The organism is Pseudomonas sp. rhizo66, from assembly GCF_031931925.1.
Classification (GTDB): Bacteria; Pseudomonadota; Gammaproteobacteria; order Pseudomonadales; family Pseudomonadaceae; genus Aquipseudomonas.
Map to the genome: position 1 here is coordinate 1 of NZ_JAUJWZ010000008.1, position 25,275 is coordinate 25,275.

Genomic DNA, 25,275 nt, shown 5'->3' on the forward strand with positions numbered 1-25,275 from the left:
GCTCTTACGGCGACTCACTTTTTTTACAAACCGGAAACGCCTAAAAAAAGTAAGCAAAAAAACGCTTGCTCCTACGTGCGGCCCGCTCGCTGAGGCTCGGGGTTCCTTCGCTCCGGGATTGATCCGGGCGCAGCGCCTACGGTTTGCTTCGCTGCACCTCCTCTCGCTGTGTTTGGCTTCGCCAAACGGTCGCTGCGCTCCCACCCCCGGATCAATCCCTCCACTCAGCCTTCCGACGTCGCCCGTGGGTCAAGATCAAGAGCTGCAGCCGAGCTAACGCTCATCCTGTTGAGTGGTGAGGAGCAGAAGCGATGTTAGGTGGGCGCTGCTCCTGCTTTTGCTTTTCTGTGGGAACTGGCCTGCCAGCGATGGCGGCCTGACAGCCGACCAATCTCTTACTGATGCACCCAACCCAACTGTAGGAGTGAGCCTGCTCGCGATGGCGGCCTGACATCCAACCAATCTCTAACTGAATGCACTCAACCCATTGTGGGAGCTGGCCTGCCAGCGATGGCGGCCTGACAGCCGACCAATCCCTTACTGATGCACCCGGTCCAAATGTGGGAGCGAGCCTGCTTGCGAAAGCGTTCTGACAGACACCATCAAAAGAACAGGGCATTTGCGGATTTTTCTGTCAGTAAACGCAATCCTGCAAGCACGTTTAAATCACACAACCCGTTACGCCATCGGGCCTACAACACCTTGCGCCGTTACCTACGCGTACGCCAGAATTCGCCGGCTTACGCGGCTATAGGCCGGGCTATATCGTTTGCCTGTCACTGCAAATCAGTGATCGGGTTTGGTAGCCCGCCTTAAATTGTCGTTGTTGCGACACCGTCGATGCTGTCTCCTTTTTTGAGATATGGCTTTGTATGGTGGGCATGCGTGGGGCTCCTCTGTGAGCGCCGGGTTACCCAATTTGACCGGTCTACCAACCCGCGCATGGCCGCCACCCGCCGTTTGGTAGCGAGGGTGATGGCTCCCGTTTTTTCAAATTGGAGCTTTATCTATGTTCAAAATCACACCAAATCCACCCCCCACAGACCCAATCCCTCACGACCCCGCGCTCAGCCCGCAAAAGATCAAAGAAGCAACCGACCGCGCCCTCGACTACTACCTCAAACCCGAAGACCTGGCGGCCCCGCCAAGCTCGCCCAAGTTTCGCCCCGTCTATCTCGTTGATCCCACGCTGGATGACGAAACCCTGCTGGTCGAGGCGAGCGAGTCGCTTTCATACGCCCATGCCATGGCCGGTAATATCGCCAACTCAATTGGCGGCCCGGAGCGCAAACCGCTGCTGGCGCTGCAACAGGTGATCATGCTCAACGAATTGTTGGTTAATCGGCTGCTGGATAAGCTGAAGTTGCCTCAATAATTTCGCTGGCTGTTATTGCCTCATCGCGAGCAGGCTCGCTCCCACAGGGGATTGTCGTCGGACACAAATCTGTGATCCCACTACGTTCCAAAGTGGGAGCGAGCCTGCTCGCGAAAGCGCTCTGCCAAGCACCATCACTTTCAGACAAGCAACAAAAAACCCGGAAGCTTTCGCCGTCCGGGCTTTGAAGATCAAAGGATCGCAGCCTTCGGCAGCTCCTACATTGGAATGCATGTTCCTGTAGGCGCTGCCGAAGGCTGCGATCTTTTGCTTTTAGCGGTTAAACCGCTCCACCAACGAGTACTGCGTATTCGCCGTCTTCGTCAGTTCTTCACTCAACAACGCCGAGTTATGCGCCTGCTCGGAGGTCTGATCCGCCAGTTCCGAAATATTGCTGATGTTGCGGCTGATCTCTTCAGCCACCGCACTTTGCTCTTCCGTCGCTGCAGCAATTTGCGTGGTCATGTCGGTGATGTTGGCCACCGCTTCACTGATCCCGACCAGTGCCTGATCCGCCTCCAGTACCCGCGCCACACCTTCTTCGGCCTGACGATGCCCGGCTTCCATGGTTTGCACGGCGCTTGAAGCTGTCTGCTGCAACTTGGCGATCAGGGCATGAATCTGCCCGGTCGATTCGCTGGTGCGTTGCGCCAGTTGGCGAACTTCATCGGCCACTACCGCGAAACCACGGCCCATTTCGCCGGCACGCGCGGCTTCAATCGCAGCGTTCAGTGCGAGCAGGTTGGTCTGGTCGGCGATGCCTTTGATCACATCCACCACGCCGCCGATTTCGTCGCTGTCCTTGGCCAGTTGGGTAACGGTCAGGCCGGTTTCGCCGACGACCACGGACAAACGCTGGATGGCTTCGCGGGTTTCCCCAGCGATGTCACGACCGCGACCGGTCAGGCGATTGGCTTCCTGGGTGGCGTCAGCAGTGCGCTGTACGTGGCTCGCCACTTCCTGAGTCGTCGCGGCCATCTGGTTGACGGCGGTGGCGACCTGTTCGGTTTCCACCCGCTGACGTTCCAGGCCGGTCGAGCTGCTGTGTGCCAGTCGGTCGGACTGCTTGGCCTGATCGGTCAAGTGTTCGGCGGTGTCCTGCAGACGGGTCAGGCAGGTTTTCAGGCGCGCTTCCTGGCTGAGGATGGACATTTCCAGACGCGCCTGGGCGCCACGGCTGTCGGTGTACATTTGTGCGATCAGCGGGTCGGAGGTGGTCTGTTCGGCCAGGCGCAGCAGGCGCTTGAGCCCGCGTTGCTGCCATTGCAGGCCCATCAGGCCCAGTGGCACCGACAAACCGGCCGCGAGGGCGAAGCCCCAGTGCGAGTTGAGGGTCGCGCCGATCACGAAGCTCAGTTGGCTGACCAGAATGAACGGCAGCCAGTCCTGAAGCACTGGCAGCCATTTATCGCTGGAAGGGATCGCCGACTTGCCTTGGTTGATGCGTTGGTAGAGCGCTTCGGCACGGCGGATCTGTTCGGCGGTGGGTTTGATCCGCACCGACTCGTAACCGATCACCTGACTGCCATCGAACACCGGAGTCACGTAGGCGTTCACCCAGTAGTGGTCACCGGATTTGCAGCGATTCTTGACAATGCCCATCCATGGCAAGCCTTGTTTCAGTGTGCCCCACATGTGCGAAAACACCGCCGCCGGAACGTCTGGGTGACGGACCAGGTTGTGCGGCGCACGGATCAGTTCTTCACGCGAAAACCCGCTGATTTCGACGAAAGCGTCGTTGCAGTAGGTGATCACGCCCTTGGCATCGGTTGTGGAAATCAACCGCTGCTGAGCCGGGAAAGTCCGTTCGCGTTGTGTAATGGGCTGGTTGTTACGCATGTTTTTCAATCCGCAAGGCTTTGAAAGGTTGTCGGCGGTGACAGCTTTTTATTGAAATTTTTTTTCAATAATCAGCACAGCGTCGCAAAACGGCGCTTGCTTCAGCCAGCGAGCATCGGATAAGTGAACAGGCCGAAGTGCAGCAGGTTCAGCCCGAAATGCGTGGCGATCGCCGCGCCGAGCCCGCCAAAACGGTAGGCCAGACCATAGCCGACACCCGCCAGACCCGCCAGTGACACCCAGGTCCAGCCTGCGCCTGCGTGCACCAGGCCAAACAGCAACGAGGCCAACAGCAGGGCGAGGTTTTCGCCGTAAGGCAGGTGTTTGAAGCGCTGACTCAGACCGCCCTGTATATATCCGCGAAACAGCGCTTCCTCGACCAAGGTCACCAGCAGCAGATTGTTCAGCACCCACAACCACGCCTGATCCGGCCACTTCGGTGCCCAGGCGATCACGCCCAGCAACAGCGCGCCGCCGAGAGCGAGAACCGCGCACAAGGTCAGGGCGAGGGCGGTGGCGTACACGCTCAGGCGCAACGAACGTCGCCCGACAATCCACGGGCACACCAGCAACAGCCAGAAACCAACCAGCGGTTTGTCGAGATTCAGGTACATCGCGAACGGCACGGCGTTGTCGGTGAAGCGCTGCGGATCAATCGCTCTACCGTTGGCGAAGCCCGGCAGCCAGTGCAGCGCCAGTGCCACGGCCAGCACGATAAACAGACCATGGCCTAGAAAACGTGCGACCGGCACCTGTTGTTGGCGCACCGCAAAACCGGCGAACACCAACAGCCCAATGGAAATCAGCGCCAGCCAGCCGAGGTGGCCATAACTCAGCGCCCATCCATAACCGAGGCTGAGAAGCGCCAGATAGAGCCATGGCAAAGCCTTCATCGAAAGTCCCTGTGCAAATTTTGTGGAAGGGCTTTCTACACGGACGAGCGGCGGGGGACAAGTGAAGGTGAGGCGGGATGTGGGGACGACAAACAAACCTGTGGTCAACCCCGTTACCTGTGAGAGCTGGCTTGCCAGCGATGAGGCCTGTTCAGCCGACATCTTTATAGACTGGTCCACCGCTATCGCTGGCAAGCCAGCTCCCACAGGGTTTTGTGGATGGCTGGGAATCAGTGCAAGTTAAGTTTCGCGGCCGCACGCTCGGTGATTTCCGTGCGCAGCTTCAGCGATGGCGCGGCACGCAGGCGAGCCTCATCGACAATCGCACTCGGCGCAGTCTCCGGGCTGCCCGAGTTGAACGGCGGCGCTGGCGCATATTCCAGCTGCAACTGCACCAGTTGCGCCGTGTCGGCATCGAACAATTCCGCCGCCAGCACCAAGGCGAAATCAATCCCCGCCGTAATCCCGCCACCGGTAAACAGATTGCCGTCACGCACCACCCGATCCTTCACCGCGATCGCGCCCAGTGTTGGCAGCAGATCGTGATACGCCCAATGCGTGGTCGCGTGTTTGCCTTGCAGCAGACCCGCCGCGCCGAGTACCAGCGAGCCGGTGCACACCGATGTCACGTACTTCGCCTGAAGGGCCTGGCGTTTGATGAAGCCCAGCGTCTGCGCGTCTTCCATCAACGGCCCGACACCGCCGCCACCGGGAATGCAGATCACATCAAGAGCCGGGCAATCCTCGAACGTGGTCGTCGGCTTCAGCAACAGACCGGTACTGGCGGTAACCGGCATCAAATCTTTCCAGATCAGATGCACCTGCACGCCCGGCAACGAGGCGAGTACGTCGTACGGTCCGGTCAGGTCGAGTTGCTGAACTTGCGGGAACAACAGAAAACCGATCTGCAGCGTCATTGTTCTTGCTCCATGAAAAGGGGTGGACGGCTTCACTGTAGGCGCGTAGGTTCTGGCGCATACGCCAATATCCCCACGAATTACGCCAAATGCCCAAAACCATTCATGTCCTCGCGTTTGCCAACATGCAGATTCTCGACGTCACCGGGCCGTTGCAGGTGTTTGCTTCGGCCAACGACATCGCCCGCCAGCGCGGTTTGCCGATCCCGTACGCGCCGAGCGTGATTGCCAGCGGCGGCGGGGCGGTGATGTCCTCGGCGGGTCTGGCGGTATTAGCCGAACCGTTGCCAGAAGCGCCCAGCGATACGTTGATCATCGCCGGTGGCTGGGGCATTTATCCTGCCGCTGAAGACGTGCTTCTGGTGGATTGGGTACGCGAACATGGAGCGAAATGCCGACGCGTGGCCTCGGTGTGCACAGGGGCTTTTTTGCTGGCGGCCAGTGGCTGGCTCGATGGCCGCCGCGTGGTTACCCACTGGACCCGTTGCGAGCAACTGGCACAGCAACATCCGAATTTGCACGTCGAGGCCAATCCGATTTTCATCAACGACGGCCCGGTCTGGACCTCGGCGGGGGTCACCGCTGGCATCGATCTGGCGCTGGCGATGGTTGAAGAGGATCTGGGCAGCGACATCGCCCTGGACGTCGCCCGCCATCTGGTGGTGTTCCTCAAACGCCCGGGCGGGCAATCGCAATTCAGCGTGACTTTGTCGTTGCAGAATCAGGGCAATCGCTTTGATGAACTGCACGCGTGGATCGCCGAGAATCTCACTTGCGACCTCGGCGTTCCGACCCTGGCCGAGCAGGCCGGCATGAGCGAACGCAGTTTTGTCCGCCACTACCGCGCCGACACCGGCCAGACCCCGGCGCGGGCGATTGAATTGATCCGCGTCGAAACCGCCCGGCGATTGCTCAGTGACACAGGTTTGCCGGTCAAACGCATCGCCGCCAATTGCGGGTTTGGCAGTGAAGAGACGTTGCGCCGAAGTTTTCTGCGAGCGATTGGCGTAACGCCGCAGGCTTATCGGGAGCGGTTTTCGGTCAGCGCTGCTACAGATCCAGTAATGCCTTGAGTTAAACCTCGGCTTCCGCCACCTGATTGAAATACTTGCTCCGATCCGGGGTAAACGTCACCCGCATCTTCGTCCGCGAGCACGTCAGCGAACGCTCTTCACTCAAAGCAATATCCAGATCCTCACCGCGCAAGCCTTGCCACTGCGCCAGATACTTCAGCGAGCCATATTTTTCGTTTTTCTTCAGGCTGCGACTGACGCCGCCTTTCCAGCCGAGCACGGGCAGTTCGCCGGCGAGGCATTTTTGCGCGAGGTCGGGGAAGCGGGTGGCGCGCTGGCGGCCGATTTCCCAGCATTTGATCAGGCCTTTGTCCGCGGCTTCCCAGAGTTGGTCGCGGGTCAGGCCGCTACGAAGGGGCGTGTCGATGGTGCGGTGGACATGCTGGGTCATTCTGGTTCCTTGAATTCGGGTTTTATTGGACAGCTCCGCTGTGCCCGTTGCGGTGGATGGTAGGGGTGGATGTAACAGCTGGCAACAGGGTATTACCGGGTGTGACTGCGAGTTGCAGCGCATGCACGGGTCAGAGAATGTTGACCGCTTGTAGTCTTCTGGCGAGTGAAAACTGTGGCAAGGGGCTTGCTCCCGCTCGGCTGCGCAGCAGACGCAAAGTCAGGCAACCCGGTGCTTCAATGGGATTGGGGAGGCAGGTTTCAGGGCCGCTTCGCGACCCGGCGAGAGCAAGCTCCCTCGCCATAGGGGGTGGGAGTGAGCCTGCTTTTGCGTAGGTGTCAGTCCTACAATTGGCTGTTGATGCGGACTATTTCCTACAGAGCTTGGTGACAATTACGGCTGCCAATAACTCTTTTCCCCACTCAACTTGCGATCGAGAAAACTCGCCGCGCTGATCAACGCCAGATGCGTCAAGGCCTGCGGGGTGTTGCCCAAGTGCCGGCCATGGGCATCGAATTCTTCGGCGTAAAGGCCCAGCGGATTGGCATAACGCAGCAATTGCTCAAACTCCAGATGCGCTTTTTCAATTTGCCCGGCGCGAGCCAGACATTCGACATACCAGAACGAACATGCGGCGAAGGCGCCTTCGGTGCCGGCCAGGCCATCGATATTGCTGTCGTCATTGCGATAGCGGTAAACCATGCCGTCGCGCACCAGGGTCTTTTCGATCGCCTCAAGAGTGGAGAGCCAGCGCGGATCCTTGGCGCTGACGAAGCGCACCAACGGCATCAACAACATCGAGCCATCCAGCGCCGTGCCGCCCTTGTACTGGACGAAGTGCCCGCGTTCTTCATCCCAGAAGTTGTCCCAGATATCCGCGTAGATTGCCTGCCGGGTTGTGTCCCATTGCGCAAACGGTGCCGGCAGCGAGCGCTTCGAAGCCAGTCGAATGGCCCGGTCCAGCGCCACCCAGCACATCAGCCGCGAATGCAGAAAGTGGTGTTGCTCGCCGCGCATTTCCCAGATGCCGACGTCCTTGGTCTGCCAGGTCTCGCAGACTTGATCGACCACTTCGCGCACGTGTTGCCAACCTTCGTGGGAAATTGCGTCGCCGTATTTGTTGACCAGATACACGGCGTCCATCAACTCGCCAAAGATGTCGAGCTGGACCTGGTCGTACGCGCCGTTGCCGATGCGCACCGGTTTTGCGTCGCCGTGTCCCGACAAGTGATCAAGTTCGGTTTCCGGTAATTCCTGACGGCCATCGATGGCGTAGAGAATGTTCAACTTCATCGGCTTGCCGCAGCAATCGCTGACCCGTCCGCGCAACCAGCGCATGTAGTCATTGGCTTCGCCGACAAAACCCAGGCGCATAAAGGCATACACCGTGAACGAGGCATCACGGATCCACGTGTAACGGTAATCCCAGTTGCGCTCGCCGCCCGGCGTTTCCGGCAGACCGAAGGTGGCGGCCGCGAGAATCGCGCCGTGTTTGCGCGAGGTCAGCAGCTTGAGGGCGAGGGCGGAGCGATGGACCATTTCCCGCCAGCGCCCGCGGTAAATCGACTGGCCGATCCAGTCGCGCCAGAACTTCAATGTGCGTTCCATGCACAAGTGTCCGGCGCCTTCGGCGAATCGTGGATCATCGGTCGCCCCGAGCATGAACGCCGCCGTTTCATTTTGCTTGAGCGTGAATTGTGCCACCGCCGCTTGCGCGTCGATCTGCATCGGCTGGTCCGAAGCCAGGCGCAGTGACGGTTGGCCGGAAGCGCTAAATGTCACGTCTTGTTGATCCATCTGAGCTCGGGTGTCGGCTCGGGCGTAATCGTGGCGCACGGCGCAGCGCATCGTGAAAGTCGCTTCGCCGCTGACCACGCGCACCCGACGAATCAACAGTGGCAGGTCATCGGCGTTGTCCGCCACCGGCAGCAGATCGGTGACTTCGACGACGGCGCGTTCACTCAGCCAGCGGGTTTGCAGAACGTTGGTGTCGGGCAGGTAAATCTGTTCGCGGCGGGCGTCGGGCAAGTCCGGCGCCAACTGGAAAATCCCCGCGTCCGGGGTGTCCAGCAACGAACAGAAAATCGATGGACTGTCGAACTCCGGCCAGCAGAAAAAATCCACGCTGCCCCGGTCGTTGACCAGTGCCGCACTGCGCATGTCGCCGATGATGCCGTGGGCGTCGATCGGGCTTTGTCGTTCCAGGTGATGCTCAGCCATTGCCGCGAAACTCCGGATAGAGGCTCATGCCGCCGTCGATGAACAGGGTGGTGCCAACGATGTAATCGGAGGCATCCGAGGCGAGAAACACCACGGCGTTGGCGACGTCTTCCGCGTCGCCGATGCGCCCGTAGGGAATCAGATCAAGCAGCTTCTCGCCGGCTGCGCCTTCTGTAGCATCTTGATTGATCGCCGTGCGAATCGCCCCCGGCGCGACGCCGTTGATACGAATGCGTTGGTGGCTGACTTCCTGCGCGAGGGTCTGCATCAACTGATCGACGCCACCCTTGGACGCGGCGTAATTGACGTGCCCGGCCCAGGGAATGCGCTGGTGCACCGAACTCATGTGGATGATCTTGCCGGCCGCGCGCGATACACCTTCGCGAACGCCCTGGCGATTGAAAATCCGCAGGGCAGCGCGGGCGCAGAGGAACTGTCCGGTGAGGTTGACGCCAATCACCGTGTTCCAGTCGTCCAGTGACATATCCACAACGGCGGCGTCTTTTTGCATACCCGAGTTGGCCACCAGAATATCCAGCGAACCGAAGGCATCGATGGTCGCCGAGAACAGTTGCTCCACCTCGTCTTCCTTGGAGACATCAGCGCGAATGGCGATGGCCTGCCCACCGTCAGCGATGATTTGCCGGGCCAGTGCTTCGGCAGGTTCTGCCTGGCGGTTGTAGTTGATGACCACTGCCGCGCCGGCAGCGGCCAGGGCTTTGGCGCACGCCTGGCCAATGCCGGAGCTGGCGCCGGTGATCAGGGCTGTTTGTCGGGCGAGGGAGATGTGCATGCAAAGTCGCGCCTTGGGTCGTGGGCTTATTTAGCTGACTGACAGGCGGCGACGAGAGTTCATCTCGCGATCATGAAAAGATCGACAGCTTCAGAGCTGATAACGCCCACTGGTGCGATGCCATTCCACATTGCCGGCCAGCCAGCTCTTGATTCCGCACAGGTAACGTTTGAGCGGCGCTGATGCGTGCGGCAGTACGGCCTGTTCTGCGGCCTCGTACAAATGCATGATTTCGTCGTGAATGGCAGCACTATGCGCCATTGCTTGCTCGGGCGAGCCTTGCTGTTCACGGATCAACAGTGAGGGCAGGTTGAAATCACCGATCCCGGCCTGCTGTTCCTTCAGCGCCGAAAAGAGATCATTGGCAATCATCGTCGCGCTGGCGGCCAGTGCCGTGACGCGTCGCACTCCCGGTGCGCTATACACATTCGCGGGGAGTTCGTAGCCCCCGATGATGTCGATCAACGACAGGCACGGCAGGAAACTGTTGACCTGACGGTGGGCCAGATATTCCCAAAGCGCTGGCGTGAGACCTTCGGTGCGCCAAGCCGCTTCGGCGCTCATGGTCACGAACATGGCGACGATTTCATGGCGTACGCGCGCGACCTGTGCCGGTGTAGCGAGGGCCTCGACCCGCGTCAGATAGGCGCGCAGAGCGACCAATACCGGATCGCTGTTCAATGCCTGCTCGAGGCCGGGGCGGAACCGTTCGCTCAAGTAAACCGGTTCCAGTGCCGCCAGCGCCACGGACAGGCGCGGGCCGACCATTTTCGGTTCAGATCCGCTTCTCTCATCATCACAGTAGTAATCATCCACGGCGAACAGGGCGGCAAAACATTGCGCCGCCAGCAACAGACGATCCGGATCATCCGTGTCGGTATGACACAGCATGGCGAAGCGGCCGAAGTCCATGGCGCGCACTTTTTTGTGCTGGCCTGGAAAAATCCCGACCTGCTCGATCCACGGCATAAGGCGTTCCTCCACTGCTGCGGCCAGAGCGGGGTCGACTCTGAAAGGTGCAAGTCCATACAGTGGCGGGACGGTCCAGGGCGATTGCATCGACGATTCCTTCGCGGTTGAGCGCAGGATCATCAGAGTCCGATTGGCGAAAAAAGGCACCTGTCAAACCTGACAGGTCTGTGCGCTTTGCGACAGACGGTCGTCGTCGACCCAGAATCCGACGGAGGTATCTTTCGGTCTGGTCGGTTGCCACCGGCAGGCTCGCTGGGGCGGCAGAGTCACCTGTTCAGCGAAAGGTCCTTGGGCTTCACACCTTCACATTCCACCAACAATTCCCTGCTTCCACGCCACCCGACCCTATGGCAACTTGGCGGCCCTTGATGAGGCTGCAGTCCATGGCTAACCCCTACCGCGAATTGTTCAACGCCCCCGGCGCACGGAATTTTGTGCTGGCCGGGATGATCGCGCGCATGCCGATCTCCATGACCGGCATCGGCGTGATCACCATGCTCTCGCAGTTGAAGGGCGGGTATGCGCTGGCCGGCGCGGTGGCGGCAACTTTTGCCCTGGCCACGGCGTTTTGCGCGCCGCAGGTATCGCGTCTGGTCGACCGCTATGGTCAGCGACGCATTCTGCCGGTATCGGCACTGATCGGCGGCGGGGCACTGCTGCTGTTGTTGCTGTGCACGCGGTTGCAGGCGCCGAACTGGACGCTGTTTATCTTCGCCGCGCTGGCCGGCTGTATGCCGAGCATGTCGGCGATGGTGCGGGCGCGCTGGACGGAGATCTATCGCGGCCAGCCGCAGTTACAGACGGCTTATGCGCTGGAGTCGGTGCTTGATGAAGTCTGCTTTATCGTCGGTGCACCGCTGTCGGTGGGGATGTGCGTGACGCTGTTTCCCGAGGCCGGACCGATGGCGGGGCTGTTGATGCTGGCGGTCGGCGTCACCGCGTTTGTTGCACAGCGCAGCACCGAGCCTTCGGTGCATCCGCATGAGCCACACCATCAAGGCTCGATCATTCGCTCCACGGACATGCAATGGCTGCTGTTGTTGATGACCGCCATGGGCGTCATCGTCGGTGTGATCGATGTGGTCAGCGTCGCGTTCGCCCAGCAACAAGGGCAACCGGCGGCGGCGAGTATCGTGTTGTCGGTGTACGGCATCGGTTCTTTCCTGTCCGGTATCGCGTTCGGTGCGATGCGCTCGAAGCTGCCGTTGCCGAGGCTGTTTTTGTACGGTGGGGTGGCGACGGCGGTGACCACATTGCCGCTGTTGCTGGCGAGCAATATTGTTGGATTGTCGGTGGCGGTGTTCGTCGCCGGGCTGTTCTTCTCACCGACGCTGATTGTGGCGATGGCGTTGATCGAACGCATTGTGCCGCCGGCCAAACTCACCGAAGGCCTGACCTGGCTGGTGACCGGTTTGAGTATCGGCGTGGCGGTGGGGGCTGCCGGCGCCGGTGCGCTGGTCGATGCCTTCGGCGCGCGCAGCGGTTTCTGGCTGGCGATTGCTGCCGGGGCGGTAGTCCTCGCATCGGCGGTGCAGAGTTTCCGTCATCTGAAGTGATCGGCTCACCGACTAATTCCCGCGTCACCTCATCCGTTCTCTTTTACAGATAACCCTATTGAGGTAAACGCGGTGACAAAGCTGACACTGCTGTGCCTGCCCTATTCGGGCGCCAGCGCCATGGTCTACAGCCGCTGGCGGCGCCAACTGCCGTCGTGGCTGCACCTGCAACCGGTGGAATTGCCCGGGCGCGGTGCCCGTTTCGACGAACCCCTGCAAATCGACATGCGCGCGCTGGCCCGGCAATTGGCCGGCGAGCACAAGCCCGGCTTGCAGACACCTTACGCGCTGTTCGGACATAGCCTCGGCGCGCTGCTGGCGTGCGAGATGGCACATGCCTTGCGCGAGCTCGGAGTGCCGGAGCCGGTCGCATTGTTCGCTTCCGGCACGGCCGCGCCGACGATGCGCAGTGACTACGATCGCGGCTTTGCCGATGCGCGCAGCGATGAAGAATTGATCGAGCAACTGCGCACCTTTCAGGGCACCAGCGAAGAAGTATTGGCCAACAAAGAACTGATGAGCCTGACGCTGCCGGTGCTGCGCGCCGACTTCATGATGTGCGGGCGCTTCACGCCGGCGCAGCGGCCGTTGCTCAATTGCCCGGTGCACGTGCTGGGCGGCAAGGAAGACCGCGCGACCACCGAACAACTGATCGGATGGAGCAAGGAAACCCTGGGCAGCTTTTCCGTGGACATGATGACCGGTGGGCATTTCTTCATCCATGAGCATGAAGCGCGGGTCATTCGCACGATCAAGACCCATCTGGAAGTCCATCACCGCCGGCATGCGCAGGCAGTGGCGCCGGCCTTTTAGCGCGGTTCACCTATCGAGTGATTACAGGAGGCCAGTCATGGCTGTTGCTGTGGGATTTTCCGTTCGGCCACTCTTGCCGCAACGGGGGCGCTTGCCGTTGTTGGTGGAAGCGACCGATGCGGACACTGACCTGTTGGCGGTGTTCGATGAATTGAAAGAATTGGTGGACGAACACCTGCTGCGCGACGGTGGGGTGCTATTCCGTGGCTTTCGGTTGAACGGTGCCGAGCAGTTCCGTCAGTTCGCCGCCAGTTTCGGCCATCCGCTGTTGAACTATGAATTCGGTTCGACGCCGCGCACCAACGTGACGCAGGGCGTGTACACCTCTACCGAATACCCGGCGCACCAGAGCATTCCGCTGCATAACGAGCAGGCCTATTCCCGCGACTGGCCGATGAAGATCTGGTTCTACAGCATGATCGCCGCGAAGTCGGGTGGCGAGACGCCGATTGCCGACAGCCGTGAAGTCTATCGGCGCATTCCGGCGGCGATTCGCGAGCGCTTCGTCAGCAAAGGGCTGATGTATGTGCGCAACTTTGGCAACGGGTTGGATGTGGCCTGGGAAGATGTGTTCAACACCGAAGATCGCGAAGTTGTCGAAGCCTACTGCAAGGCTCACGGCATCGTCTGCGAATGGAAGGACGACGGTGAATTGCGCACCCGCCAGACCTGTCAGGCGGTGGCGGTGCATCCGGTGACCGGCGACAACGTCTGGTTCAATCAGGCGCACCTGTTCCACATTTCCAACCTGCAAGCGGAAGTGCGCGAAAGCCTGCTGGACATCGTCGACGAAGAGGACTTGCCGCGTAACGTCTATTACGGCGATGGCTCGGCGATTGAAGATGAGGTGTTGGCGCAGATTCGTGCGGTACTCGATGAATGCGCGATCAGTTTCCCCTGGCAGGAAGGTGATGTGCTGATGCTCGACAACATGCTCTCGGCGCACGCGCGTTCGCCATTCGAGGGACCGCGCAAAGTGATTGTTGCCATGGCCGAGGGGCATTCACAGGGCCCGCTCTGAGCCAACTCCGCGCCTGTTGGTAAAGCTGCCGAAGCCGGTCTCGTACCGGCTTCGGCATTTGTGTGTCTACCGTCGAGCCGCTGTTGCGTCAGCGCGCTAAATCATCGCGTTTGTCATTCGTTCTTGTTGATACGACCGGGTCTCCTGGTCACGCCGCCGATCAGCAAGGACCCCATGCATGAATGCCGCAGACGCCCAGAAACTAGCCCGTCGCTTTATCGAACTGCCACAGGACAAACGTCGTTTGTTCCTCGCCGGCATGGCCCGTGAGGGCATCGATTTTGCGCAGCTGCCCATGACTGCCTGTGACGGGATCGCCGAGCGAGACGGGCTTTCGTATGCCCAGCAGCGGATGTGGTTTCTCTGGCAACTGGACCCGCACAGTGCCGCATACAACTTGCCGATGGCGGTGCGCCTGACCGGCGATCTGCATGTGCAGGCGCTGGAGCAGGCGTTCAGTCTGCTGGCGGCGCGGCACGAGTGCTTGCGTACCACGTTCGGTCAGGAAGGTGAGCGCGCGTTCCAGCGCGTCGCCGCACCGCAGCCGTTGAAACTGCCGATCACCGATCTCAGTGCATTGCCTGAAGCCCAGCGCTGGCCGCTGGCGCAGCAGCACATGATGGCGGAGGCCGGTCAGGCCTTCGATCTGGAGAACGGCCCGCTGCTCAGCCTGCGCCTGTTGCGTCTGGCCGAGCAGGAGCATGTGTTGCTGCTGACCTTGCACCACATCATCGCCGATGGCTGGTCGATGAACATTCTCATTGATGAATTCATGCGCACTTACGACGCTCTGGTGGCGGGGCGCGAGCTATCGTTGCCGACGCTGACCGTGCACTACCGCGATTACGCCCTGTGGCAACGCAGTTGGCTGGAGGCCGGTGAGCGCGAGCGGCAGCTGGATTACTGGCGCGCACAACTTGGCGACGAGCATCCGCTGCTTGAACTGCCGACCGATCGTGCCTATCCGGCGCAATCCAGCCATCAGGGCGCGCGCCTGGAAACGGTCATCGATGCAGCGCTGCGCCAAGAGCTGAAAAGCCTTGCCCAGCGTCAGGGCGTGACGCTGTTCGTGGTGTTGTTGGCAGCGTTCAAAACGTTGCTGCATCGCTACAGCGGTCAGACCGACATCCGCGTTGGCGGGCTGATTGCCAACCGCACGCGCAGCGAAACCGAAGGGCTGATCGGCTTCTTCGTCAACACGCAGATCCTGCGCAGCGAAGTCACTGCGCAGACCCGTTTTGCCGATCTGTTGCAGAACCTGCGTCAGGCCGCGCTCGGTGCTCAGGTTCATCAGGATCTGCCGTTCGACGCTTTGATCGAAGCCCTGCAACCGGCGCGCAGCCAAAGCCACAATCCGTTGTTCCAGGTGATGTTCAACCACCAGCCGCTGGTGACCGATTTGCACGATGTGCAACTGAAGTCGGGTTTGCAGGTGGGCTATTTGACGGAAGCGCAACTGGCCGGCAGCGGTCGCCAACATGCCGCCACCAGTGACCTGATGCTCGACACCCGCGAGGAGGGCGAGCAGTTGTTCGCGGCGTTCACTTACGCCACCGATATTTTCGATGCCGCGACCATCGCCGCGATGGCCGGGCATTGGCGCAATATCCTCGCCTCCGTGTGCCGCGATCCGCAGCAAATCGTCGGCGAAGTCGAGCTGCTGGCGGCGGCCGAACGTGCGCAACTGATCCAGGCCACCGAGGCAGAACCTGTTTTCGCTAGCGTGCAGACCCTGTTCGAAGCGCAAGTAGCGCGCACGCCACAGGCATCGGCAGTGATTCTGGCGAGCGAGCCGTCGCCGTCACTCAGCTATGCCGAGTTGAACAGCCGCAGCAATCGTTTGGCCCATCAGTTGCGCGCTCGGGGTGTAGGCCCTGACGTGCTGGTCGGCGTGGCGCTGGGGCGCTCGCTGGAATTGGCAGTGGCGCTGCTGGCGGTGCTCAAGGCTGGCGGCGCTTACGTGCCTCTGGATCCACAAACCCCGGCCGAACGCTTGCGCCATGTGCTTGATGACAGTGGCTTGAAACTGTTGCTGAGCGATCACGCCAGCCTCGCCAGCCTGCCGGATCTGGATGACGTCGATTGCCTGTGCCTGGAGCAACTGGCCGACAGTGATCCTGCCGACAATCTGCCTGTGACGGTCGCCGCGCAAAACCTCGCCTATGTGATTTACACCTCCGGTTCCACCGGGCGCCCTAAAGGCGTCGCGGTCAGCCACGGCGCGCTGAGCGAGTTCATCGCCCGCGCCATTGATTACAGCGATCTGCGCGAAGGCGATCGCGTTCTGCAGTTCGCCACCAGCAGCTTTGACGGTTTCGTCGAGCAGTTTTTCCCACCGTTGTGCCATGGCGCCGCAGTCGTCCTGCGCGATGCGCGGTTGTGGGACAGCGCGGCGTTGCATCAAGTGATTGTCGATCACGGCATCACCTTGGCCGACTTGCCGGCCGCCTACTGGTACTGGCTGGTGCAGGAATATGCCGCCAATCCCCCGGGCGGATTCGCGGCGTTACGGCAGATTCACGTCGGCGGCGAGGCGATGGCGGTGGACGGTTTGCGCCTGTGGCAACAGGCCGGTTTGGGCCATGTGCGCTTGCTCAATACCTACGGGCCGACCGAGGCCACCGTGGTCTCGACCATTCATGATTGCACGGCGCTGACGGCGGATGCCGTGTCGTGGCGCGGCATCCCGATCGGCCATGGTCTCGGCGCGCGGCGTTTGTACGTGCTGGACGATGATTTGAACCTGCTGCCGCAAGGCGCGGTGGGCGAGTTGTACATCGGTGGTCCGGGCCTGGCGCGGGGTTATCACCGCCAGCCGATGCTCAGCGCCGAGCGTTTTATCGCCGACCCGTTTGCCGATGGCCAGCGCCTGTACCGCACCGGCGACCGTGCCCGACTGCGCGCCGATGGTGCCGTGGAGTACATCGGTCGGGTCGATCATCAAGTGAAGATTCGCGGTTTCCGCATCGAGCTGGGCGAAATCGAGTCGCGCCTGCAGCAATGCCCTGGCGTTCGCGAAGCCGTGGTGCTGGCGGTGCCGCTCAGTGGCGGCCAGCAACTGGTGGCCTACGTAGTCGCCGATCAGGCCACGCTCGAAAACGCCGCGACGCAAGCGGCGTTCCGTCAGCAAATTCGCGCTGCCCTGCAAGCCCATTTGCCGGACTACATGGTGCCGGGCCATTTGCTGTTGCTGGCGAACCTGCCGCTGACACCCAGCGGCAAGCTCGATCGCAAGGCGTTGCCGGCACCGGATCCGAGTCAGCTGCAAGGCGACTATCGCCCGCCGCAAACCGATACCGAACAACAACTGGCGCAGATCTGGGCAGAGGTTCTGCAAGTGGCGCAGGTCGGTCTGGATGATCACTTCTTTGAACTGGGCGGCCATTCGTTGCTGGCGGCGCAAGTGATCGCGCGCATCAAAACCCGATTGGGCGTGGTGTTGCCGCTGCGCAGCCTGTTCGAAAAACCGCTGCTGGGTGAACTGGCGGGGGTGCTGGCGCAACTGGCTGACAGCGCAACGGACGACGACTGGTCCGACATGGATCAGTTCATCAATGCTTTGGAAGGAGAGGAAGTATGAGCGGCACTATGGCGGAGCGCATCGCGAAAAGGTTCGTCGGCTTGCCGCTGGAGCAGCGACGGCTGTTTCTGGCCAAGCTGCGCGCAGACGGCAAGGACTTCAGCCTGTTGCCGCTGCCGGTCAGTCGGCACGATGTCGCGCCGATTCCGTTGTCGTTCGCTCAGCAGCGGCTGCTGTTTCTCTGGCAACTTGAACCGCACAGCGCCGCCTACAACATGGCCGCCGGCCTGCGTCTGAACGGGCGCCTCGACGAAGCGGCGCTGCAGTGTTCCTTCGATCATCTGCTGGCGCGCCATGAAGTGCTGCGCACGGTGTTCCAGACTGACGGCGATCAACCGCATCAGGTGATTCTGGCGCAGCAACCGCTGACCGTGGAGCGCATCGACCTGACGGATTTGCCGACAGCAGAGCGCGAGCAAGCGTTGGCGCTGCAGGTCCAGACCGTCACCGCAAGGCCTTTCGATTTGCGTCACGGGCCGCTGCTGCGCGCGAGTCTGTTTGCCTTGGCCGACGAGGAATTCGTGCTGGTGGTGAGCATGCACCACATCGTCTCTGACGGCTGGTCGATGGACGTGATGGTCAAGGAATTCGTCCAGTGCTATCAGGCCTTCAGCCTGGCACGTGAGCCGCAATTGCCGGCGCTGCCCCTGCAATACGCCGACTATGCGATCTGGCAGCGTCGCTGGCTGGAAGCCGGCGAGGGCGAGCGTCAACTCGATTACTGGCGCCAGCAACTGGGTGAAGAACATCCGCTGCTGGAAGTGGCGCCGGACTTTAGCCGGCCACTGACGCAAAGCTTCGAAGGCCAGACCCTGAGTTTTGATTTCGGTGCGCCGCTGTCCCTGCAGCTCAATGCGTTTGCCCGCAGTCAAGGCATCAGTCTGTTCATGCTGGTGCTGGCCGGGTTCTCGCTGTTTCTGTCGCGGCAGGCCGGGCAGCGCGACATTCGTGTCGGCGTGCCGAATGCCAACCGTGGCCGTGCTGAAGTCGAAGGGCTGATCGGCTTTTTCGTCAACACCCAAGTGCTGCGCTGCGAGGTGGATGAGCGCGGCAGTTTTGAAGATTTGCTGGCGCGTGTACGTGAAGCCGCGTTCGGTGCCCAGGCGCATCAGGAGTTGCCGTTCGAGCAACTGGTGGACGAGTTGGTCGCTGAGCGCACCCTTGGCCACAACCCGCTGTTCCAGGCCAAGTTCAACCAGAATGTCGGCATGCAGAAACAGCGCGCGATGGCTCTGCCGGGGCTGACGGTTGCCGAATATCCGCTGGACAAGGACGGCACCCACTTCGATCTGGCGCTGGACATTACCGATGACGGCACGCTGATTCATGGCCAGATGACCTATGCCAGTGATCTCTATCGTGCGCAGACCGTGGAAGCGTTCGTGCCGGCACTGCTTGGTTTGTTCAGCGCGTTGCTGAAAGCGCCGCAAGCGCCGTTGCACAGCGTTGCGCCGATCTCACCAGCGCCGCTCCCGGCACCTTTGCAGCCTGCGTTGTCGGTGTTGCAGCACTGGGATCGGGAAGTCGCCCGCCAGCCCGAAGCACTGGCCGCGCGCGACCTGAATCAGGCCTTGAGTTATCAGGCGCTGGATCAGGCGGCCAATCGGCTGGCCCATCATCTGCGCGCCCAAGGCGTGCGCGACGGCCAACCGGTAGCGGTGCTGATGGAGCGTTCGCTGGACTGGCTGACCTGTGTGCTGGCGATCTTCAAGGCGGGCGCGGTGTACATGCCGCTGGACGTCAAAGCGCCGGACGCGCGGTTGCAGCAGATGCTCGGCGCTGCGAAAGCACGGCTGCTGTTGTGCGCCGAAGGCGATGCGCGTGTCTCCGCGCTGGCGGTCGATGGCTGTCAGGGCATCGCCTTTGCAGCGTTGCAGTGGCATTCCATGCCGGACACTTGCCCCGCCGTGACGCTGTGCGCGCAATCACCGGCGTATGTGATTCACACCTCCGGTTCCACCGGGCAACCGAAAGGCGTGCTGGTCAGCCACGGCGCGCTGGGCAGTTATGTGCGTGGTGTGCTGGAGCGGATGGCGCCGACGGTGGACAGCAGCATGGCGCTGGTCTCGACCATCGCCGCTGACCTTGGTTTTACCGTGCTGTTCGGCGCGCTGTGTTCCGGGCGCTTGTTGCATGTTTTGCCGGAAGAATTGGGCTTCGATCCGGACCGCTTTGCCGAGTACATGGCCACCCATCAAGTGGGCATGCTGAAAATCGTTCCCGGCCATCTGGCGGCGCTGTTGCAGGTCGCGCGGCCGGCGGACGTGCTGCCGGAACACGCGCTGATCGTTGGCGGTGAAGCGTGCTCGCCGGCGCTGGTCGAGCGCGTGCGCCAGCTCAAACCGGGCTGCCGCCTCATCAACCACTATGGACCGAGTGAAACCACGGTGGGCGTGCTGGCCCATGAAGTCGGTGATCTGAGCCTGACGCGCAGCGTACCGGTCGGTATCGCGCTGGCCGGCGCTCACGTTTACGTGCTCGACGATGTGCTGAACAACGTTGCCGATCAGGTGGCTGGCGAGTTGTATATCGGTGGCGACAGCGTCGCGCTGGGCTACCTCAATCAGCCGGGGCTGACCGCCGAGCGCTTCCTGCCGGACCCGTTCGGTGCGCCGGGTGCGCGGGTCTATCGCAGCGGTGATCGGGTGCGACGCAATCGTCAGCAAACGGTGGAGTTCATCGGCCGTGCCGACGATCAGGTCAAGGTGCGCGGTTATCGCGTGGAACCGGCGGAAGTCGCGCGGGTGTTGCTCGGCCTGGACGGTGTAAGCGAAGCGGCGGTGCTGGCGCTGGCACTGGATGACGACCCGACGCGTCTGCAACTGGTGGCGTGGTGCGTGCCGGCGGCGGGTCTGACCTTGCAGGCGCAGGCGCTGCGCGAGCAATTGCAGGCGTGCCTGCCGGATTACATGGTGCCGGCGCAGATCGTGCTGCTGGAAACACTGCCGCTGACCGCCAACGGCAAGCTCGACAAACGTGCCTTGCCGGTGCCGGGCGTGGTCACTCAGCGCTTCGTCGCGCCGCAAGGTGAAGTCGAAGAGAAACTCGCGGCGATCTGGGCCGATGTGCTCAAGCTTGAGCGGGTGGGCAGCAGTGACAACTTCTTCGAACTGGGCGGCGATTCGATCCTCAGCCTGCAGATCATTGCCCGAGCCAAACGCCAGGGCATCAAGCTGAGCCCCAAGCAACTGTTCGAAAAACAGACCATCGGCCAACTGGCAGCGGTGGCCAAGCTGATCGAAGCCAAACCCGTCGCGGCGGCACCGGCCACTCGCGGGCCGTTGCCATTGTTGCCGATTCAGGCACGGTTCTTCGAAACCGCGATTGCCCAGCGTCAGCACTGGAACCAGTCGGTGATGTTGCAGCCGACCACACCGCTCGACGCCGCGCATCTGCGCACAGCGCTGGCCGCGCTGATCGAACAGCACGACGCATTGGCGCTGAACTTCCAGGCATCCGCCGACGTGTGGCAGGCAATGCCGCAGGCTCAGCGTGATCCAGAGCTGGTGTGGGTGCGTGAGCTGGACAGCCTGGACGCCTTGCCGGCATTGGCCGATGTGGCCCAGCGCAGTCTGAATCTGCAACAAGGGCACTTGGTGCGAGCGGTGTTGGTGAACCTGCCGAATGCTGAACAACGCCTGTTGCTGGTCATCCATCACCTGGTGGTCGACGGGGTGTCGTGGCGCATTCTGCTGGAAGATCTGCAGCACGCTTACACCGCGTTGGCGGCAGGTACGCCGCTGGTTCTGCCGGGCAAAAGCAGCTCGCTGCACAGCTGGGCCGAGCATCTGCAGCGTTACGGGCAGAGCGAAGCGCTGGCCGTTGAAAGCGCTTACTGGCGGCAAACCCTGGAGGCGGGCGACGCGCAACTGCCACGGGACTTCCCGCAGGACACCCAGACCCGCGCTCAAGCAGCCCGGGCCAGCACGCGCTTGAGTCAGGCGCTGACCCACAAGCTGCTGAAAGTGGCGCCAGCGGCGTATCGCACGCAGATCAACGACCTGTTGCTGACGGCATTGGCGCGGGTGTTGTGCGACTGGAGCGAACAGCCTTCGGTACTGATACAACTCGAAGGACATGGTCGCGAAGATCTGTTCGACGACATCGACCTGAGCCGCACCGTGGGCTGGTTCAGTAGCTTGTTCCCGGTACGCCTGACGCCTGAATCGACGCCGGGTGCGTCGCTGTGCGCGATCAAGGAACAACTGCGTGCGGTGCCGGGCAAGGGCATCGGTTTTGGTGTGCTGCGTTATCTGAGCCGATCCGCCGAGTTGCAGGCATTGCCGCAGCCGCGCGTAACCTTCAACTACCTCGGCCAGTTCGACGGCGCATTCAATGCCGACGCTGGCGCGTTGTTCGTGCCGAGCGGTGAAAGCACCGGCGCCAATCAGGACGCGGCCGCGCCGCTGGGTAACTGGCTGAGCGTTGACGGTCAGGTCTACGGCGGTGAGCTGGAATTGACCTGGACCTTCGGCACCGGCATGTACCGCGCAGAAACCGTCGCGGCGCTGGCCGAAGCCTATCGTCGCGAGCTGGAGCGTTTGATCGAACATTGCTGCGACAGTGGTGAGGCGGCTGTGACGCCGTCGGACTTCAGTCTGGCAACGCTGACCCAGGCCCAGCTCTCGGCGCTGCCGATCCCGGCCCGCGACATCGTCGACCTCTATCCGCTGTCACCGATGCAGCAGGGCATTCTGTTCCACAGCGTCAACGATCCGGACAGCCCGGCCTACACCAATCAATTGCGTGTGGATGTGCAACAACTCGACGCCGAGCGCTTCCGTCTAGCCTGGCAGCAAACCGTTGATGCCCACGAGATCCTGCGCACCGCATTTGTCTGGCCACAAGACGCTGCCGCCGCAGTACAAGTGGTGCGTCAAAGTGCGCAGATGCCATGGCGCGTGCAGGATTGGCGCGGTCGTGCAGACCTCGACACGGCGCTGGAGCAACTGGCCGGCGACGACCTCGCCAGCGGGTTCGACCTGACCGGCGCGCCGCTGTTGCGGGTGACGCTGGTGCGCACCGACGAGGCCACGCATCACCTGATCTACACCTGCCATCACATCCTTATGGACGGCTGGAGTACCTCGCAGCTGTTCGGCGAAGTGCTGCAGCGTTATGCCGGCATGACCCCGGCGGTCGGGCAAGGGCGCTACCGCGATTACATCGAATGGCTGGGCCAGCGCGATCAGCAGGCCAGCCGTGATTTCTGGACGGCGGCCCTCGCTGATCTTGATGAGCCGACGCGTCTGGCCAGTGCCTTGTCGGGCGGGCAACAGCTGGCTGAGGGTTACGCCGATCACGAGCACGTATTCAGCGAAACCTTGACGGCGGACTTGAACCGCTTCGCCCGCGAGCAGAAAGTTACCCTCAACACCTTGGTGCAAGCGGCGTGGCTGGTGCTGTTGCAGCGTTATACCGGTCAGGACCATGTGGCCTTCGGCGCGACCGTCGCCGGGCGTCCGACGGATTTGCCGGGCGTCGAGCAGCAGATCGGTCTGTTCATCAACACCTTGCCGGTGGTCGCGGCGCCGTCCGCCGAGATCGTCGTCAGCCAGTGGCTGCAACAGGTACAGGACGTCAATCTGGCCCTGCGTGAACACGAGCACACGCCGCTATACGACATTCAGCGTTGGGCCGGTGCGGGTAACGGCGCGTTGTTCGACAGCATTCTGGTGTTCGAAAACTACCCGATGGCCGAAGCGCTGCAACAAGGCCCGGCCACCGGTCTGACGTTCTCGGCAATTCGTCGTCAGGAACAGACCAACTACCCATTGACGCTGGTGGCGGTCACCGGGCGTGCGCTGAGCCTGGGGATCAGTTACGACCGGGCCAGTTTCGATGCAACCGCAATCAGCGGTTTGAGCGCGCAACTGGAGAGCCTGCTGACGCAGTTCCTCGCCGATGCCACACAGTCGCTCGGTGCCCTGCAATTGCTCGCAGAACCGCAGCGTCAACAGGCCATTGCTTGGGGCAAGGCCGACGTCGCGGCAACCGATGCGCGCACGGTGCTGGAACACCTCGCCGTGCAAGTGCAGCGTCAGCCACAAGCACACGCGGTGCTGTTCGCCGAACAACAGATCGATTACCAAAGCCTCGATGCTCGGGCCAATCGTCTGGCGCACAAGCTGCAGGCACTGGGTGTCGGACCGGAGGTGCGCGTCGGGGTGTGCATGCGGCGTACGCCGGACATGCTCGTGTCGCTGTTGGCGATCCTCAAGGCCGGTGGCGCGTATGTGCCGCTGGATCCGGACTACCCGCAGGAACGCTTGCTGCACATGCTTGATGACAGCCGCGCCGCCGTGCTGATCACCGAGCCGGCCGCGCTGGCGCTGTTGCCTGAGACACTGAGTGCGCAGGTTCTGTTGCTGGAAGAGGGTGCGTTGAGCGCGTTCCCGGCCAGCGCACCGCTGGCGAATATCACTGCGCAGAACTTGGCGTACGTCATCTACACCTCCGGTTCCACCGGAAAACCGAAAGGCGTAGCCATCACCCACGGCAACCTGTCGGCGCTGATTCAGTGGTCGGCCGGGGTCTATCACGAAGAACAATTGCGTGGCGTGCTGGCGTCGACGTCGATCTGCTTCGACCTGTCGGTCTGGGAAATCTTTGTCACCCTGGCCTGCGGTGGTTGCCTGGTGCTGGCGGACAATGCGCTGGCGCTGGCCGATTTGCCGGCCCGCGAACAGGTCACCCTGATCAACACGGTGCCGTCGGCGATTGCCGCGCTGCAACGGGCCGGGCAGATTCCGCATTCGGTGGCGACCATCAATCTGGCCGGCGAACCGCTCAAGCAAAGCCTGGTCGACACGTTGTACGCGAGCACGTCGGTGCAGCAGGTCTACGACCTCTACGGGCCGTCGGAAGACACCACCTATTCGACCTTCACCCTGCGCACACCTCAGGGGCAGGCGAACATCGGCCGGCCGTTGCCGAACACCGAGGCCTATTTGCTCGACAGCCAGTTGCAAGTGCTGCCGAGTGGCGTTCCCGCCGAGTTGTATCTGGGCGGTGCCGGTGTGACCCGGGGTTACCTGCTGCGCGCGGCACTGACCGCCGAACGTTTTGTGCCGAACCCGTACGCCAGCAACGGCGAACGCCTGTACCGCACTGGCGATCTGGTGCGCCAGGGCCACGACGACAACATCGAGTACATCGGCCGGGCCGACCATCAGGTGAAGATTCGCGGCTTCCGTATCGAACTCAGCGAAATCGAAGCGCGGCTGCTGGAGCAGGACGAGATCCGTGAAGCGGTGGTACTCGCTCAGGACGGTGCCGCCGGAAAACACCTGCACGCCTACGTGGTGGCAGCGCAGGCAGTGGTCGATCAAACGGTGTGGGCGGAACGCTTGCGCAATGCCCTGGCCAGTCGCTTGCCGGCGCACATGGTGCCGGGCCACTTGCACCTGGTCGACGCCATCCCGCTGACCCCCAACGGCAAGCTCGATCGCAAGGCACTGATGGCGTTGGGTGACGGCCCGACGCAGCAGCATTACCAACCGCCGCAAAGCGATTTGCAGTGGGAAGTGGCGACGATCTGGCAGGAAGTGCTGGAGGTTGAGCAGGTGGGCCTCGCGGACAACTTCTTCCAGCGCGGCGGGCACTCGTTGCTGGCCACGCTGGTGGTGACCCGGATCAAGGAGCGTCTGGGCGACAAGGTGCCGCTCAAGGAGCTGTTCGAAACCGATACCCTCAAGGCGTTCTGTGCGCGAATCGAGGCCCTGCGCGTCGAAATGTCGCCCGTTCAGGATGAATTGGCTAAATCCCTGGAGGCCCTCAAACGTCTATCCCTCGATGATCTGGAAAAACTGATTTCTTGAGAGGGAAAAACG

Annotated in this window: 14 protein-coding genes; 7 read left to right on the top strand and 7 right to left on the bottom strand. The window is 61.8% G+C overall.

Features of this window, described 5'->3' with window-relative positions; all coding sequences use genetic code 11:
* Positions 1 to 1,009 precede the first annotated feature (1,009 nt).
* On the top strand, positions 1,010 to 1,375 hold the full coding sequence (locus QZR14_RS11430; protein ID WP_311996595.1) for a DUF6124 family protein: 366 nt from the start codon (positions 1,010 to 1,012) through the stop codon (positions 1,373 to 1,375).
* 273 nt (positions 1,376 to 1,648) lie between these two features.
* Here QZR14_RS11430 and QZR14_RS11435 read toward each other — a convergent pair whose 3' ends face one another.
* The 3 genes from QZR14_RS11435 to inhA all read right to left on the bottom strand — a co-directional run bounded on the left by QZR14_RS11435 (position 1,649) and on the right by inhA (position 5,024).
* Complete coding sequence (locus QZR14_RS11435; RefSeq protein WP_250604052.1) at positions 1,649 to 3,214, bottom strand: methyl-accepting chemotaxis protein; 1,566 nt, start codon at positions 3,212 to 3,214, stop codon at positions 1,649 to 1,651.
* A 101-nt stretch (positions 3,215 to 3,315) separates the two neighbouring features.
* A complete protein-coding gene (locus tag QZR14_RS11440; RefSeq protein WP_311996596.1) occupies positions 3,316 to 4,107 on the bottom strand; it encodes a CPBP family intramembrane glutamic endopeptidase in 792 nt (263 codons plus the stop codon).
* Between the two features lie 230 nt (positions 4,108 to 4,337).
* Positions 4,338 to 5,024: an isonitrile hydratase gene (gene inhA / locus QZR14_RS11445; protein ID WP_311996597.1), complete on the bottom strand. Its 687-nt coding sequence runs from the start codon at positions 5,022 to 5,024 to the stop codon at positions 4,338 to 4,340.
* Between the two features lie 89 nt (positions 5,025 to 5,113).
* On the opposite strand from inhA, the gene QZR14_RS11450 reads away from it, so the two are divergent.
* Positions 5,114 to 6,097, top strand: coding sequence for a GlxA family transcriptional regulator (locus tag QZR14_RS11450; RefSeq protein ID WP_311996598.1), 984 nt, complete (start codon positions 5,114 to 5,116; stop codon positions 6,095 to 6,097).
* A 1-nt stretch (position 6,098) separates the two neighbouring features.
* Here QZR14_RS11450 and QZR14_RS11455 read toward each other — a convergent pair whose 3' ends face one another.
* The 4 genes from QZR14_RS11455 to QZR14_RS11470 all read right to left on the bottom strand — a co-directional run bounded on the left by QZR14_RS11455 (position 6,099) and on the right by QZR14_RS11470 (position 10,593).
* Positions 6,099 to 6,488 (bottom strand): hypothetical protein, encoded by a 390-nt coding sequence (locus QZR14_RS11455; protein WP_311996599.1) that lies wholly within the window; start codon positions 6,486 to 6,488, stop codon positions 6,099 to 6,101.
* 393 nt (positions 6,489 to 6,881) lie between these two features.
* Positions 6,882 to 8,708 (bottom strand): glycoside hydrolase family 15 protein, encoded by a 1,827-nt coding sequence (locus QZR14_RS11460; protein WP_311996600.1) that lies wholly within the window; start codon positions 8,706 to 8,708, stop codon positions 6,882 to 6,884.
* Positions 8,701 to 9,501: a glucose 1-dehydrogenase gene (locus QZR14_RS11465; protein WP_311996601.1), complete on the bottom strand. Its 801-nt coding sequence runs from the start codon at positions 9,499 to 9,501 to the stop codon at positions 8,701 to 8,703. Before QZR14_RS11465 ends, QZR14_RS11460 begins: the two co-directional genes overlap by 8 nt.
* A 90-nt stretch (positions 9,502 to 9,591) precedes the next feature.
* Entirely contained in the window at positions 9,592 to 10,593 is a 1,002-nt protein-coding gene (locus QZR14_RS11470) for a family 2 encapsulin nanocompartment cargo protein terpene cyclase (RefSeq protein WP_311996602.1), read from the bottom strand.
* A gap of 263 nt (positions 10,594 to 10,856) precedes the next feature.
* Between QZR14_RS11470 and QZR14_RS11475 the strand changes: the two genes are divergently transcribed.
* The 5 genes from QZR14_RS11475 to QZR14_RS11495 all read left to right on the top strand — a co-directional run bounded on the left by QZR14_RS11475 (position 10,857) and on the right by QZR14_RS11495 (position 25,263).
* On the top strand, positions 10,857 to 12,029 hold the full coding sequence (locus tag QZR14_RS11475) for an MFS transporter (protein WP_311996603.1): 1,173 nt from the start codon (positions 10,857 to 10,859) through the stop codon (positions 12,027 to 12,029).
* Between the two features lie 72 nt (positions 12,030 to 12,101).
* Positions 12,102 to 12,842 carry a thioesterase II family protein gene (locus QZR14_RS11480; protein ID WP_250604067.1) on the top strand — a complete coding sequence of 247 codons (741 nt, stop codon included), beginning with the start codon at positions 12,102 to 12,104 and terminating at the stop codon, positions 12,840 to 12,842.
* Positions 12,843 to 12,879: 37 nt separating this feature from the next.
* The gene (locus tag QZR14_RS11485; protein ID WP_095111786.1) at positions 12,880 to 13,863 is read left to right on the top strand and encodes a TauD/TfdA family dioxygenase; all 984 of its coding nucleotides are present in this window, start codon (positions 12,880 to 12,882) and stop codon (positions 13,861 to 13,863) included.
* A gap of 178 nt (positions 13,864 to 14,041) precedes the next feature.
* Positions 14,042 to 17,443 (top strand): amino acid adenylation domain-containing protein, encoded by a 3,402-nt coding sequence (locus tag QZR14_RS11490; RefSeq protein ID WP_311996604.1) that lies wholly within the window; start codon positions 14,042 to 14,044, stop codon positions 17,441 to 17,443.
* Positions 17,440 to 25,263 carry a non-ribosomal peptide synthetase gene (locus tag QZR14_RS11495; protein WP_311996605.1) on the top strand — a complete coding sequence of 2,608 codons (7,824 nt, stop codon included), beginning with the start codon at positions 17,440 to 17,442 and terminating at the stop codon, positions 25,261 to 25,263. Before QZR14_RS11490 ends, QZR14_RS11495 begins: the two co-directional genes overlap by 4 nt.
* The last annotated feature ends 12 nt before the right edge of the window (positions 25,264 to 25,275 follow it).